Here is a 14,654-nt window from a genome sequence, read left to right as displayed (position 1 = left end):
ACGAACGAGACGGGCTAATGAGCTCTTTTTATAACAAAGAAAACAAAGGCCGCTATGATAGCGGCCTTTGTACAAATTACAATCAAACTTTGTGGGTTGCGATTACTTCGCAATACGCTTGTATTTGATACGGTGTGGTTCTGCGGCTTCAGGACCCAATGTTTTCTTCAACCAATCCATGTACTCTGTGTAGTTACCTTCGTAGAAGTTAACTTGGCCTTCGTCACGGTAGTCAATGATGTGGGTCGCGATACGGTCAAGGAACCAACGGTCGTGCGAGATAACCATTGCACAACCAGGGAACTCTAGTAATGCTTCTTCTAGAGCACGCAGTGTTTCAACGTCAAGGTCGTTGGTTGGTTCGTCGAGTAGCAACACGTTGCCGCCCGCTTTAAGAAGCTTCGCAAGGTGGACACGGTTACGCTCACCACCCGATAGTTCACCAATAATCTTTTGTTGGTCACTGCCTTTAAAGTTAAAGCGTGAACAGTATGCACGAGCTGGGATTTCGAAGTTGTTGATCTTAATGATATCAGCACCTTCAGAGATCTCTTGGAATACGGTTTTAGAATCGTCCATGCTGTCACGGAACTGATCGACAGATGCTAGTTTTACTGTATCGCCCATCTCAATTGTGCCCGAGTCTGGTTGTTCAGTACCACTTAACATCTTGAATAGCGTCGATTTACCTGCGCCGTTAGCACCGATGATACCAACAATTGCACCTTTAGGGATGCTGAATGACAGGTCATCAATTAGAACTCGACCGTCAAATGACTTGGTCAGGTTCTTCACTTCAATAACCTTATCACCTAGACGCTCACCTGGTGGGATAAATAGTTCATTGGTTTCATTACGTTTTTGATGATCAGAGCTTTGCAGTTCTTCAAAGCGAGCCATACGTGCTTTTGACTTCGCTTGACGACCTTTAGGGTTTTTACGTACCCACTCAAGCTCTTTCTCGATAGTCTTTTGGCGAGCACTCTCTTGGGAGGCTTCTTGTTGTAGACGAGCGTCTTTTTGCTCCAGCCATGAGGTGTAGTTGCCTTCCCATGGGATACCTTCACCACGGTCCAGTTCTAAGATCCAGCCCGCAGCGTTATCTAGGAAGTAACGGTCGTGGGTGATGGCTACTACGGTACCTGTGTAATCCACTAAGAAGCGCTCTAGCCAAGCCACTGATTCTGCATCTAGGTGGTTGGTAGGTTCATCAAGCAGTAGCATGTCTGGCTTAGAAAGTAGCAAGCGACAAATAGCCACACGTCGGCGTTCACCACCTGATAGGTGCGCAATTTTTTGGTCCCATTCAGGTAAACGAAGTGCGTTTGCCGCACGCTCAAGCGCATTTTCTAGGTTGTGGCCATCTTTCGCTTGGATAAGGGCTTCTAGCTCGCCTTGCTCTTTTGCAAGTGCGTCGAAGTCTGCATCTGGTTCAGCGTATGCTGCGTAGACTGCGTCCAAACGTTTCAGAGCGTCAGCAACGTCAGCAACCGCTTCTTCAACAACTTCACGAACGGTTTTTGATTCGTCTAATACTGGTTCCTGAGGTAGGTAACCTACGTTTAGACCAGGTTGTGGACGCGCTTCACCGTCGATATCCGTGTCGATACCTGCCATGATACGTAGCAGTGTAGATTTACCTGCACCGTTCAGACCTAAAACACCGATTTTCGCACCAGGGAAGAAGCTCAGAGAGATGTCTTTAAGAATTTGACGCTTAGGTGGCACAATTTTGCTCACCCGCGACATGGTATATACGTATTCAGCCATTGCCGATCGTTCCTAAATTAACTGTCATTCAAACCCATCATTTTATACCAAGTGCTTTGTTTTTGTTACCGCATTGCAAGAATTTCCCTAACGAATGGATTTCTTATTTTGAGCTGACCGGAAACTTACACGGTTAGGGTATACACTTTTGTTATTCGTTAAGAATGACGAAGTGTTTTCTATGCGAGTTAGAAACGCTTTGTCTCCATCGTCTTAAAAGTTTGACGAGTACAATTTTTAATACACTAAGTTGCTTTACATGGACATCTGCATTCTGTGTAAATAGATGCATGTGTGAAAATTGCCTTAACATCACATGAACTCTAACAAAACTAGGCTTTAGGGCAGTATATGTCTGGGGAAAATGACACAAATGAGATTCAACGTATCTGAATTGGCTAAAAACGTATGCTGCGCCGCCGCGTTGTGTGCTATGAGTTTGAGTGCTAATGCCGCGCTGAGTTTGGAAAAGCAGCGCGAAGTATATGAGCAAGCTCAAGATTTATTAGATAAAAATGACATCGACGGATACCTTTCGATTCGTCCTAAAATTTCTGACTATCCACTAACGCCTTATGTGGATTACCGCACTTTTATTAGACAGTTACCGGAAAAGTCACCACAACAGGTGAACGAGTTTATTTCTGAGCACGAGTCTTTTCCATTTTCTCGTCGAGTTCGCGCTCCATACCTCAATCATCTTTATAAGCAAAAAGATTGGAAAACCATTACTGAGTTTCAAAAAGTCATTCCTAGTGGTGAGCGTTACCAATGTATTTTCTACGTCGCTCAATTAAAGCAAGGCAAGAAAGTCGCGGCGTTTAAAGGGGCTGAACATATGTGGTTACGTGGCATCAGCATTGCTTATGAGTGTGACCCATTATTTGAAGCATGGGACAAGGCGGGTGAGCGTACCGATGAACTGATTCTACAGCGTATGTTACTGGCGTTTGATGCTCGTAATGGCGGTTTGATGAGTTACTTGCTCAAACTGCCTAAATCAGCGCAGGCAAAGCAACAAGCCAAAGAAATGAAAGCGTTGTTTGATAATCCTTCAAGTGTTGCGGAATTCGCGAAGAAAAAACCTGCGAATGATTTTAATCGAGCGCAAAGTGAATATGCGTTAGAAAAGTTGGCTCGCATGAACACTAGCCAAGCACAAGGTGCGTACGATGCTGTCATTAAAGGACAGAAGTTTTCTCCAGAAAAAGCGCAAGAACTTGCCGACTATATTGCATTTCGATTGACTCGTACGGAGTCTGAGTCATTAGCTAAATGGCGCGATGATAAAACGAAAACCAGTCAGTACTTACCGTTGATTGAAACGCGCATCCGCTTAGCGATTCAAAATGCAGATTGGAAAGGCGTACAAGAGTGGATTGCTGTTCTAAATAAAGAAGAACAAGCCACGCTACGCTGGCAATATTGGCTTGGAAGAAGTGAAATAGCGTTAGGTGATGACATCGCGGGGAAACAGCGTTTAGCAACTCTGCTTGGGCAACGAAACTTCTACAGTGTGGCTGCCGCCAATGCAATCGGGCAATCAATCAAATACCCAACGCATACGGTTAAGTTGGATAAGAAAGTTGTTCAACCCTATCAAGACTCGTTAGCTCGTATCGAAGAGTTGATCGCGACGGATAAAATCGCAGCAGCGAAGAGTGAATGGGCACACTTACTGCGCCGCGTAGGGAAAGATGAAAAGGCGATGTTGGCGGCTTATGCATCATTTAAACGTTGGCATCACCTAACGGTGACCGCGAGTATTCAAGCGCAGATGTGGGATAATATCGAACTTAGGTTCCCAATAGCACACCGCTGGTGGTTTAACTTTTATGCGAAAAAGCACAACATTGATCCCGTCACGATGATGTCTCTCGCTCGACAGGAAAGTGCGTTAGATGTTGAAGCCCGCTCTCCAGTTGGCGCTCGTGGTCTTATGCAGATCATGCCTGCGACGGCGAAGTACACGGCACGTAAATATAAGTTGAGTTATCAAGGTACGCAGGATCTCTACAATGTAGGAAAAAATATCGAAATTGGTAGCCATTATTTGCAAGGTTTATTAGAGGATTACGATAATAATCGTATTTTTGCTCTTGCTGCTTATAATGCAGGTCCTAACAGAGTAAAAACGTGGCGAGAGCGTACCCAAGGAAAAGTGGATGCTTATGCCTTTATTGAGGCAATTCCATTTAAAGAGACGCGCGGTTATGTGCAAAACATCTTGATGTTTGAAACATACTATCGTGATCTTTTGGGTATCGATGGCGCGTTCTTGAATCAACATGAGATCAATACCAAGTATTGAGTGAGGTAACTTGATGTCGCACGAACCCGAGTACAAAGACTGGCAACAGATTATTGAGCTAATTCGAACAAGTATGGGCACCCAGCAAGATGACATGCTGTTAACTATGCTGATGTCACGTGATGAGAGAGAGTCATTAATATCACGCGTTAATATAATTAACGAACTTCTTAAAGGAGAATTATCTCAACGTCAGATCAGTCAGATGCTTGGTGTGGGCATTGCCACCATTACTCGAGGCTCTAACGAACTAAAGTCGAAATCTGATGAAGAAAAAGACAAGTTGAAAGTCTTGTTAGAACAAGTTGCGGTATCTAAGTAGACAGTATATCCAATTTGCTTTTAGGCCTTGGTGTTACAAGTGACTAAGATAACGTATTACAAAGGGCGGAAATATCCGCCCTTTTTGCGTATCTAGAGACTAGGCTGAGTGTTATAAATTTGAAGGAAAGTGCTCAGGGTTTGTGAATGGAATTAAAGCCAGAATCAAGGCTTGGTGATAGACTGAGCTTCGAGTTAGCTGGTTTTGGGTTAGCAGGCTAATAGCGCCACCTTTCTGTTTGATGTTATCAGTACCAAACACTTCGTCCATTACATCTCCCAACTCATTCGCATCCTTGAGTTTTTCCAAGACTTTTGGCGGCAACATTAAGCTTGCAGAACGAGATTCACCGCGGTGAGTCTCTGATTCAACCACCATCCAAGCAAACGTCACGTTTGCTTCAATTCCCGCTTCGAGACCGACATAGTAATCCGCGTTTGGCATCTCTACTTTTGCGTTTTTAACGCGGTTTAGCGCACCACGATGAGTTTCTTCATTCGTCATGGGCTGATCTGCGACCTCACTCGGTACACTGATGCCAACGAAGTTGAACTCTTGATGCGGAAATGCATTACGAAATGCACTTTGAACTGCATTAATTTTGGCTGGGTTTAGCGATGCGATTACGACTTTTTGGGTTGCCATGATCTTTTTACTCACTGGTGTCTATTAACTCAATTTTACTTGCGTAGGCTTTACGTTCTCACTCGGGTAACAGCCTAATACTTTCAAGTGCTTAGTGATTTTTGTTAGCTCTTCAAGTGCCTGTTGCATTTCTGTCGAAGCAAGATGTGATGTCAAGTCTACGTAGAACATCTCTTCCCACGGGTTCCCCATAATTGGGCGTGATTCTAGCTTGGTCATATTGATGCCGTAACGTTGCAGCACTAATAGTGTTTCAACCAATGAGCCTGCCTCTTGGGAGGTCGACATGATCAATGTGGTTTTTGCTGGAATCTGAGTAGAAACTTCAACCGGTTTACGAGCAACCACGATAAAGCGAGTATGGTTTTCGGTTTGGTTTGCGATGTTGCCTTGAATTGCTTGCAAGCCATATAGCTTACCGCTTGATGCATTACCAATTGCAGCTACATCATCACGATCCATCTCTTGGACTTTCTGCATTGCATCTGCTGTGCTCGCGCAGGACTCCAGCTTTACTCCTTTCATACGGCTTAAAAACTCACTGCACTGTTGGTGTGGCTGAGGGTGTGAATACAGCGTTTTAATATCTTCCAGACGAATGTCTTTTTTCGCAACCAAGCAGTGTTCGATTGGTTGAGTTAGCTCTCCAACGATGTAAAGCGTCGTGTGTTGTAGTAAGTCATACACTTCATTAATAGAGCCTGAGCTGGTGTTTTCGATTGGCAGAACGCCATAATCAGCATGGCCAGATTCAACCGTTTGAGTCACTTCTTTAAAGTGCTCGCAGTTGAGCTCGATAAGCTCCGTATTTTTACGACTGAAGTATTCGCGACTTGCCAAGTGCGAATAAGAGCCTTTGGCTCCTAAAAAAGCGACGCGAGCAAGTGGCTTACGGCTTTGCTGTGGGTTAACGAGATTTTGCAGATAACTTTGTTGAAGCAGAACTGAGTCTTCAATGATGGTATGGAAAAGTTTGGTGATGTACTGCGCGTCAAGTTCGTATTTATCTTGGCCATTAGAAATCAGCTTGACCAATAATTGCTGTTCACGGACGGCGTCGCGAACAGGCTTTGAGGTTTGTACTTTGCTTTTGGCTACTTCAATGCTGAGTTTACGGCGCTCAGACAATAAGCTGAGAAGTTGGTCATCCAACTCATTCAAGCGTAAACGAATTTCTTCGAGGGAAATAGGTTGGTCAGTCATCAATTCTTTCCTTATAAAAAAGCCTCCCGATTTGGGAGGCTTTCTGTTTGTTTTTGACTTTTCTTTCACAAACGAGTTCGCCCCTCCAACTATGGGAGGAAAAAGAAGTCAAAAATAAACAGTGAGGTTAAATGCATAAATAGTGCTTAATTTATGAGTGTTTAAACACAATAAGCAAGGCTGGGGAGAGCGTCAAGCAAAAAAATAGCGCCTTTCGGCGCTATTTCCTCAATCTGTTCAGTTTACTCTTCTTCTTCCACTAGCTCAGGCTTACTTGCACGTCGAGCTTCAGGTTTGTGGGTCAGCTTGTTCAATTGTCGTTCTAGTTTTTGCTCCACTTCGTTGATAGCTGCGTAAAGATCTTCGTGAGTTGCTGAGGCAATGAGCTGGCCTTTAGGAACTTTGATAACCGCTTCGAATTTCTTCTGTTTGTTTGGTTCCTCACTGAAAGTTGCTTGGCAACCAATTAGGTCTACTTGCCATTTCTCCAGTTTTTTAAATTTGCTCTCAATATGAGCTCGGATTGCAGAGGTGATTTCGATGTTTTTGCCAGTGATATTCATTGTCATAAGTGTTTTTCCTCTGTTGCATCCCTCATGGGTTGAGTTCAGATTACCGCTTTAAGCATAAAAAAATGTGATTCAGATCATTATTTTGCTCGGGTTTTTTATGATGAAAAATGAATGTGATCTCACTCAAGAACTTCTGAGATTTATCGTGAAATTGCTTGTTATCGGTTAGTAAATCCGTAGATTGGATAGAGTACTCAGCTGAAAACGGCCTCGTTTTTAGGGAAGTTTTACGGCCTAATATTTGAGGTGGTTAAAATTTAACTACACGTAAGGTGTGATGACGATCACTGAGTCTCTCCAATGAATCCATTTAAAAAGCCGCTTACTGTACAAGCGGCTTTTTACTGTCTGGCATTTGGCTGACTTTTCGTAGCGGTATCATGAAAATGGGGTCTTTTGGGGCTAGTGAAACCCTTTCTAGACTTTTGACTTGGTCCAAACTTTCTAGTTGTTTGTATATTATGTAGTAGCGATTAATGCTTGTGACGTACCCAACCGTTGAGCTTAAACTTTTCCGCATAACGACTTCAACGTTATTAAACCAAACATTAGGATCGTAACCTTGTTGGGCTGCACGCTTACGAATACGCTCTACATTGCCGGGGCCCGCATTGTAAGCCGCCAATGTAAAGTAGAGTTTATTTTGTGCAGTAATATCAGGATCACTGAAGTACTGCTTACGCAAAAAAGCTAAGTATTTCACTCCAGCATGAATGTTGTTTTCTAATTGTCGAACATTTTTGATATTGATATTCGGATCTTGAGCGGTGCTAGGTAGGACTTGCATTATGCCAACGGCACCTCGACTTCCAACTAGGTCGTTATTAAATCCTGATTCCTTGTAAGCGATTGCAGCGATCAGTAAATAGTCGATATCGTATTTCTCACCATAGCGTGAAAATAGCGCCGCGAGTTTTTCTAGTTGAGCAATTTTCTTAGGGTTAAGAGCTCTGTTCAACCATCCCGTATTATCGATGTATTTACCGTAAATAACGTTACCGAGTAGTGTCCCAGAGCGAGACTTCTGGATGAACTTATTCACGACGGCTTTTAATTTGGGACTATTTTCTCGCATTGCCCAAGCAATTTTGCCATTTTTGCGGATAGGGATTTTTTTGTGAACCCGAATATCATCCATCACTTTCAGCCAAAGCTTGGCTTTATGGCTATCGAGAACAATGGCTTTGACGTAACCATTGTTGAGCATTCCGACCAGCTCATAATCTTGAAGTGTTTCTTCAATAAAGTGCACGATAACAGGCGGTAAGCCTTTTTTGTTTAGTTTCTTATTTAGTGTCTGAATGCTTTCAAAGTAGCTAGAACTGGCGCGCACCCAAATCTCTTTGCCGCTCAATTGTTCGATTTTCGTCATCGTTGGTGTGCTTTTGTTTGTCACTACCCACTCTTGAATACCAGTGAGGATGGGTGAACTGAACTCCACTTTCTGTTTGCGCGTGTCGGTAATAGTCAGGTTGGCGACAACTAAGTCACCTGAACCGTTTTCTAAGGCTGGCAGTAGCTGGTCGCGGGCAACAGGAATAATTTGTACGTTAAGCTTTGGTTTGAGTTTACGAAGGTCTTTTTCGAAATGCGCCAGCAATTCCGCGCCTATGCCTTTTGGTGTGCCGCCCTCAATGTAGTAAAAGCCTAAATCAGCAGAAACTAAGACGCGCAGTACATTCTTCTCCTTGATGACGTCGAGGTCCCCAGTATAAGGAGGCTGTTTGAGCGGCGAGATTTGCAGTGCGCAAACGGAAGCAGACAATAGGAGCAGCATAACTGCGCAAAGCTTAGATATCGTCACGTTCACATCCTTTTTATAAAGGGGGGAGGAGAACTTTAAGCATATGTGGAGCTAGGAAGATCATCAAGAAAGGGCTGAATACACTATTGAGAGTAATAAAAAACCGCCACGGTAAAAACGGTGGCGGTTCAGTTTAAAGCAAGTTCAATTACTTCACAGGGTTGAGCTCGATAAGCTTTTCGGTTCTTGCTACGGCGTCTTCCAAACCAAGTTGCTTGTAGGCCTCTAGCTGGATAGTCAGTGACTTACGTGCAGCTTCTGTGTCTGGATACGCTTTTTGTAGCTCTTGGCTGCGATTAATAGCAGCGACCCAAGCTTCACGGCGAAGGTAGAAGTCAGCAGTCGCTAAATCATAGTTCGCTAGACGGTTTTTCAGCGCAACCATACGTTTTTGTGAATCTTCTGCATATGGGCTATTCGGGTAGCGTTGAAGTAGTTTTTTGAAGTCATCAAACGCTTTTTTTACCGGTTCAGGATCGCGATCGCTTCGATCTACGCTGAATAAATCATGCATAAAGTTACGATCTTGCGCCATGTGGCTTAGACCTCGCATGTACAGCACCCAATCCATCTTTTCATGGGTTGGGTTTAAACGCATAAAGCGAGAAATGGTTGCCAAGCCCAAAGCAAGGTCGTCGTTTTTGTAGTACGCATAGATTAGGTCAAGCTGCACCTGTTCTGAGTAGGCACCGAATGGGTAACGTGAGTCTAATGCTTCCAGTTTCTCAATTGCAGAAAGCCAATTACCACTTTGAAGAGAAATCTGTGCGTCTGCATACAGTTCCGAAGGCGGCACATCAGGAACGATTTCTTCTTTGCTTGCACATCCAAACAGAAGGGATACCGCTAAAAGGCCTGTTAAAGTCTGACGTTTCATATCAGGAGTCTGTTCCTTGAATCTAAATATTTCTTAAGCTGCCGTTACTTTCTTTCCAGTAACAGATACAATGACGTAATAGTCTATTTTTTCACAGTCGTGAGCATTAGTCTCACAGTTTTTAAAAAAGTTCGATATGGCTCAGCAGATTGTATTAACAAATACCGTAAAAGATAGCCAGTTAGGTCAACGTTTAGACCAAGCTATCGCCGAATTATTCGCGGACTTCTCTCGCTCGCGCCTAAAAGAGTGGCTGCTTGATGGGAAAGTTCAAGTTGATGGTGAAGTTGTCACTAAACCTCGTACCAAAGTAATGGGTGGCGAGGAAATTACATTGCAAGCCGAGTTAGAAGATGAAGAACGCTGGGAAGCGCAAGATATCCCGCTAGATATCGTCTATGAAGATGAAGATATTATCGTTATCAACAAACCTCGTGACTTTGTGGTTCATCCGGGCGCTGGTACGCCTGATGGCACTGTACTTAATGCGTTGTTGCATCATTACCCTGATATTGCAGAAGTACCTCGTGCAGGTATCGTGCACCGTTTGGATAAAGACACAACGGGTTTGATGGTGGTGGCGAAAACCGTTCCTGCACAAACTCGTCTGGTTCGCGCACTGCAAAAACGTAATATTACTCGTGAGTACGAAGCGATCGCTATTGGTCGTATGACTGCGGGCGGTAAAGTGGATCAACCTATTGGTCGTCACTCTACTAAGCGCACGCTTATGGCGGTAGCACCAATGGGCAAACCAGCAGTAACGCACTACCGTGTTGCTGAACGCTTCCGCGAACACACGCGTATTCGCTTGCGTCTAGAAACGGGTCGTACGCACCAGATTCGTGTGCACATGTCTTATCTTCAGCATCCGCTGCTCGGTGATATTGCATATGGTGGACGTGCTCGCATCCCGACAGGTGCGTCTGAAGAGCTAACGGCAATGATCCGGGGCTTCGATCGCCAAGCATTGCACGCAGTAATGCTGCGCTTTGAGCACCCAATTACGGGCGAAGTTCTTGAGTTTCATGCTCCAGTGCCTGATGACATGGTTGTGATGACTGAAGCGCTTCGTCAAGATACAGAAGAGCACGGCTTACCGGAAGAATTCTAATATGAAGACGATCATTCCGAATTGGCCAGCGCCTAAAAATGTCAAAGCTTTCGCCTCAACACGCATAGGCGGATTTTCGACAGGCCCTTACCAAGGGCTAAATTTAGGTACTCACGTTGGGGATGATTTGTCTTTAGTAGAGAAGAACCGAGCTTGGTTGGCGCAACAGGCAAGCATGCCAAATGCGCCAATCTGGTTAAACCAAACGCATTCAACCGTTGTGGCTCAAGCAAATGAACCAACAACACAGGTGCTTGATGCGGATGGTGTATTTACTTCTTCAAGCCATGTTGTTTGTTCAGCGATGACCGCCGATTGTTTACCTGTATTATTGACTAATACACAAGGTACGCAAGTAGCCGCTGTTCACGCAGGTTGGCGCGGCTTAGCAAATGGCATTGTCGAAAATGCGTTAGCGTTGTTTTCTGGTGAAGTGATAGCGTGGCTTGGCCCTGCCATTGGCCCTCAAGCCTTCGAAGTGGGTGAAGATGTTCTGCAAGCTTTTGTTGATTTTGATTCACAGGCGAATCAAGCATTTGCTCCACGCGATATCGACGGTAAATGGTTTGCTGACATGTCGGTGCTGGCAACGCAACGTCTAAACCGGGCTGGTGTGACACAAGTGTTTGATTCTGGACTTTGTACTTACCAAGATAAAGCCTCTTTTTACTCTTATCGCCGTGATGGTAAGACTGGTCGACAAGCAACCTTTATTTGGATCGAAGACTAGCTATAAGCACCAAAGTGCTAAGATGCATACTACTATTTTTGCAAAGCTATCTTTATTCATTCACTCCCTTGAAATTCCCCACCCGAGTATCCATCTTTCTAACTGTCAAAAGAATTTCCTTTAGTTGAGGTTAGGAAGGTAGATATGCGTCTTGATCGATTCACAAGTAAGTTTCAAATCGCTATCTCTGATGCTCAATCACTAGCGTTAGGGCGCGATCATCAATATATCGAGCCAGTTCACCTCATGGTGGCTTTGCTTGATCAAAATGGCAGTCCAATTCGTCCATTGCTTACTATGCTGGATGTGGACGTAACGCATTTACGCTCTAAATTGAGTGAAATGTTAGATCGATTACCAAAAGTCAGTGGCATCGGTGGGGATGTTCAGCTCTCTAGCTCGATGGGCACATTGTTTAACCTGTGTGACAAAGTGGCGCAAAAGCGTCAAGACTCCTATATCTCGTCTGAAGTCTTCCTGCTTGCCGCTTTAGAAGATCGCGGACCATTGGGGCAATTGCTCAAAGAGATCGGCTTAACAGAGCAAAAAGTCAGCCAGGCAATCGAAAAGATCAGAGGTGGTCAAAAGGTCAATGATCCGAATGCAGAAGAGCTTCGTCAAGCATTGGAAAAGTTCACCATAGACCTTACCGAACGTGCAGAGCAAGGTAAATTGGATCCGGTTATCGGCCGTGATGATGAAATCCGTCGTACTATCCAGGTATTGCAGCGTCGTACTAAAAACAACCCTGTGATTATCGGTGAACCAGGCGTAGGTAAGACAGCAATTGTTGAAGGCTTAGCGCAGCGCATAGTTAACAACGAAGTACCTGAAGGTCTGCGTGGTCGCCGTGTGCTGTCATTAGACATGGGCGCACTGGTTGCTGGTGCTAAGTACCGTGGTGAATTTGAAGAGCGTTTAAAATCAGTATTGAATGAACTTGCTAAAGAAGAAGGCAACGTCATCCTCTTCATTGATGAACTACACACTATGGTCGGTGCTGGTAAAGGTGAAGGCTCAATGGATGCGGGCAACATGCTAAAACCGGCATTAGCTCGTGGTGAGCTGCACTGTGTTGGCGCAACAACATTGGATGAATATCGTCAGTACATCGAAAAAGATGCAGCATTAGAACGTCGTTTCCAAAAAGTGCTGGTGGATGAGCCGACCGTTGAGGATACCGTGGCGATTTTACGTGGCTTGAAGGAGCGTTATGAGCTTCATCATCACGTCGAAATTACTGACCCAGCGATTGTTGCTGCGGCGAGCTTGTCACATCGCTATGTCTCCGACCGTCAGTTGCCGGATAAAGCGATCGACTTAATCGACGAAGCGGCTTCAAGCATTCGTTTACAAATTGACTCTAAGCCAGAGTCCTTGGATAAGCTTGAGCGTAAAATTATCCAACTCAAAATTGAGCAACAAGCACTAAGTAACGAGCACGATGAAGCGAGTGAAAAGCGTTTGAAAGCGCTTAATGAAGAACTCAATGAAAAAGAGCGAGAGTATGCTGAGCTAGAAGAGGTTTGGAATACAGAAAAAGCAGCTCTTTCTGGTACTCAACATATTAAGTCTGAGCTTGAACAAGCTCGTATGGACATGGAGTTTGCTCGCCGTGCTGGCGATCTAAACCGTATGTCGGAGCTTCAATATGGTCGTATTCCTGAACTTGAGAAGCAGTTAGATCTTGCAACCCAAGCTGAAATGCAGGAAATGACGCTATTGCGTAATAAAGTAACCGACAACGAGATTGCAGAAGTACTTTCTAAGCAAACCGGTATTCCGGTATCCAAGATGCTAGAAGCGGAAAAAGAGAAACTACTTCGCATGGAAGACGTGCTGCATAATCGTGTAGTAGGTCAAAGCGAAGCGGTCTCTGTTGTATCGAATGCCATTCGTCGTAGTCGAGCTGGGCTTTCTGATCCAAACCGACCAATTGGCTCCTTCTTATTCTTAGGTCCAACTGGTGTGGGTAAAACAGAGCTTTGTAAGACACTTGCGAGCTTTATGTTCGACAGTGAAGATGCGATGGTCCGTATCGATATGTCTGAGTTCATGGAGAAACACTCAGTGGCAAGGTTGGTTGGTGCACCTCCAGGCTATGTCGGGTATGAAGAGGGTGGTTACTTAACTGAAGCGGTTCGTCGCAAGCCGTATTCGGTAATTTTGTTAGACGAAGTAGAGAAAGCGCATCCGGATGTATTTAACATTCTGCTGCAAGTTCTCGATGATGGGCGTTTAACGGATGGTCAAGGTCGTACTGTTGACTTCCGTAATACGGTTGTGATCATGACATCTAACTTGGGTTCATCTCGTATCCAAGAGAATTTCGCAACATTAGACTATCAAGGTATCAAGAGTGAAGTGATGGATGTGGTTAGCAAACACTTCCGCCCAGAGTTCTTGAACCGTGTTGACGAAATCGTGGTGTTCCATCCACTTGGTCAAGAGCACATTAAGTCCATTGCTTCTATTCAATTGGAACGTTTGGCGAAACGACTAGAGGAAAAAGGCTATCAACTAGAAGTTTCCGACAAAGCGCTCGATTTGATCGCTCAAGTTGGTTTCGATCCTGTGTATGGTGCGCGTCCTTTAAAACGTGCAATTCAGCAGAATGTCGAGAACCCGTTAGCCAAATCAATTCTTTCTGGTGAAATCGTTCCAGACAAGACAGTGCAGCTAATTGTTACTAATGACCAAATTTGTGCTCATCAATAATTGTATGGATACAGTAAAATTGAGATAAAAATCACACTAAAGGGGCCGTTTGGCCCCTTTTCTGTAGTTTTTTAGAGTCTTTTGTCTGTTTTCTATACGAATAAACTAAAAAGGTGAGTTTTTTTAAAAAATGCACTTGTGTTCTTTAATGAACTCCCTATAATGCGCCTCCGTTGTCACGGGAAAGCAAGTGAAGCGGAACCTAAACAACTACGGTTAGTGAGTTAAAATTAACTCGCAGATAAATAACTTAAAAAAGTGTTTGACACGATAAGTTATCTAGCTAAAATAGCCGTCCACTTTGAAGGTAACTTCGAAGTGTGCTCTTTAAAAATATAGACCTATCAATCTGTGTGGGCACTCGTTGATGATAATCCAATTAGAAGCTTCGGCTTAAAATTAGGTTTCAATGATACGAAGTGACCATTCGAATTGGGAAGCAGCCTTGAGCTGTTTTGTTTTACTTTTCAAAAGTGAAAACCAATAAGAGCACAGTCAATTCAAACATTACTTATGTAATGTTCAGTATTCATTGAGCCGAACAAAATCTTAAATTGAAGAGTTTGATCATGGCTCAGATTGAACGCT

Annotated in this window: 11 protein-coding genes and 1 other annotated feature; of the genes, 5 read left to right on the top strand and 6 right to left on the bottom strand. The window is 44.1% G+C overall.

Annotation, left to right across the window (positions count from 1 at the left end; all coding sequences use genetic code 11):
• Nucleotides 1-102: 102 nt before the first annotated feature.
• The gene (ettA, locus tag R7R78_RS21435; RefSeq protein ID WP_005381894.1) at nucleotides 103-1,770 is read right to left on the bottom strand and encodes an energy-dependent translational throttle protein EttA; all 1,668 of its coding nucleotides are present in this window, start codon (nucleotides 1,768-1,770) and stop codon (nucleotides 103-105) included.
• 364 nt (nucleotides 1,771-2,134) lie between these two features.
• Between ettA and sltY the strand changes: the two genes are divergently transcribed.
• On the top strand, nucleotides 2,135-4,081 hold the full coding sequence (gene sltY / locus R7R78_RS21430) for a murein transglycosylase (RefSeq protein WP_406707385.1): 1,947 nt from the start codon (nucleotides 2,135-2,137) through the stop codon (nucleotides 4,079-4,081).
• Nucleotides 4,082-4,094: 13 nt separating this feature from the next.
• Nucleotides 4,095-4,403, top strand: coding sequence for a trp operon repressor (gene trpR, locus R7R78_RS21425; RefSeq protein WP_005381892.1), 309 nt, complete (start codon nucleotides 4,095-4,097; stop codon nucleotides 4,401-4,403).
• Nucleotides 4,404-4,514: 111 nt separating this feature from the next.
• Here the strand turns inward: trpR and yjjX are convergent, their stop codons facing one another.
• The 5 genes from yjjX to bamD form a co-directional block, all read right to left on the bottom strand.
• Nucleotides 4,515-5,048, bottom strand: coding sequence for an inosine/xanthosine triphosphatase (gene yjjX, locus R7R78_RS21420; RefSeq protein ID WP_005381891.1), 534 nt, complete (start codon nucleotides 5,046-5,048; stop codon nucleotides 4,515-4,517).
• Between the two features lie 24 nt (nucleotides 5,049-5,072).
• Nucleotides 5,073-6,251, bottom strand: coding sequence for a prephenate dehydratase (gene pheA / locus R7R78_RS21415; protein WP_017636154.1), 1,179 nt, complete (start codon nucleotides 6,249-6,251; stop codon nucleotides 5,073-5,075).
• A gap of 12 nt (nucleotides 6,252-6,263) precedes the next feature.
• Nucleotides 6,264-6,385 (bottom strand) — a sequence feature (Phe leader region).
• 108 nt (nucleotides 6,386-6,493) lie between these two features.
• Nucleotides 6,494-6,820: a ribosome hibernation-promoting factor, HPF/YfiA family gene (gene hpf / locus R7R78_RS21410; protein ID WP_005381889.1), complete on the bottom strand. Its 327-nt coding sequence runs from the start codon at nucleotides 6,818-6,820 to the stop codon at nucleotides 6,494-6,496.
• Nucleotides 6,821-7,145: 325 nt separating this feature from the next.
• Nucleotides 7,146-8,627, bottom strand: coding sequence for a lytic transglycosylase F (locus tag R7R78_RS21405; protein WP_309474001.1), 1,482 nt, complete (start codon nucleotides 8,625-8,627; stop codon nucleotides 7,146-7,148).
• A gap of 148 nt (nucleotides 8,628-8,775) precedes the next feature.
• Nucleotides 8,776-9,504 (bottom strand): outer membrane protein assembly factor BamD, encoded by a 729-nt coding sequence (gene bamD, locus R7R78_RS21400; RefSeq protein WP_005381876.1) that lies wholly within the window; start codon nucleotides 9,502-9,504, stop codon nucleotides 8,776-8,778.
• A 136-nt stretch (nucleotides 9,505-9,640) separates the two neighbouring features.
• Between bamD and rluD the strand changes: the two genes are divergently transcribed.
• The 3 genes from rluD to clpB all read left to right on the top strand — a co-directional run bounded on the left by rluD (nucleotide 9,641) and on the right by clpB (nucleotide 14,066).
• Nucleotides 9,641-10,618: a 23S rRNA pseudouridine(1911/1915/1917) synthase RluD gene (gene rluD, locus R7R78_RS21395; RefSeq protein ID WP_005381875.1), complete on the top strand. Its 978-nt coding sequence runs from the start codon at nucleotides 9,641-9,643 to the stop codon at nucleotides 10,616-10,618.
• A 1-nt stretch (nucleotide 10,619) separates the two neighbouring features.
• Complete coding sequence (pgeF, locus tag R7R78_RS21390) at nucleotides 10,620-11,348, top strand: peptidoglycan editing factor PgeF (protein ID WP_005381874.1); 729 nt, start codon at nucleotides 10,620-10,622, stop codon at nucleotides 11,346-11,348.
• Between the two features lie 144 nt (nucleotides 11,349-11,492).
• The gene (clpB, locus tag R7R78_RS21385) at nucleotides 11,493-14,066 is read left to right on the top strand and encodes an ATP-dependent chaperone ClpB (RefSeq protein ID WP_005381873.1); all 2,574 of its coding nucleotides are present in this window, start codon (nucleotides 11,493-11,495) and stop codon (nucleotides 14,064-14,066) included.
• The last annotated feature ends 588 nt before the right edge of the window (nucleotides 14,067-14,654 follow it).

It is taken from the genome of Vibrio sp. 2134-1 (assembly GCF_033339495.1).
Note: the sequence above shows the minus strand (reverse complement) of the source record. Positions and strands in the feature narration are given on the sequence as shown.

Coding starts and splice junctions, on each gene's coding strand:
- ettA (WP_005381894.1), bottom strand. CDS start 1,770: ATGGCTGAATACGTATATACCATGTCGCGGGTGAGCAAAATTGTGCCA.
- sltY (WP_406707385.1), top strand. CDS start 2,135: ATGACACAAATGAGATTCAACGTATCTGAATTGGCTAAAAACGTATGC.
- trpR (WP_005381892.1), top strand. CDS start 4,095: ATGTCGCACGAACCCGAGTACAAAGACTGGCAACAGATTATTGAGCTA.
- yjjX (WP_005381891.1), bottom strand. CDS start 5,048: ATGGCAACCCAAAAAGTCGTAATCGCATCGCTAAACCCAGCCAAAATT.
- pheA (WP_017636154.1), bottom strand. CDS start 6,251: ATGACTGACCAACCTATTTCCCTCGAAGAAATTCGTTTACGCTTGAAT.
- hpf (WP_005381889.1), bottom strand. CDS start 6,820: ATGACAATGAATATCACTGGCAAAAACATCGAAATCACCTCTGCAATC.
- bamD (WP_005381876.1), bottom strand. CDS start 9,504: ATGAAACGTCAGACTTTAACAGGCCTTTTAGCGGTATCCCTTCTGTTT.
- rluD (WP_005381875.1), top strand. CDS start 9,641: ATGGCTCAGCAGATTGTATTAACAAATACCGTAAAAGATAGCCAGTTA.
- pgeF (WP_005381874.1), top strand. CDS start 10,620: ATGAAGACGATCATTCCGAATTGGCCAGCGCCTAAAAATGTCAAAGCT.
- clpB (WP_005381873.1), top strand. CDS start 11,493: ATGCGTCTTGATCGATTCACAAGTAAGTTTCAAATCGCTATCTCTGAT.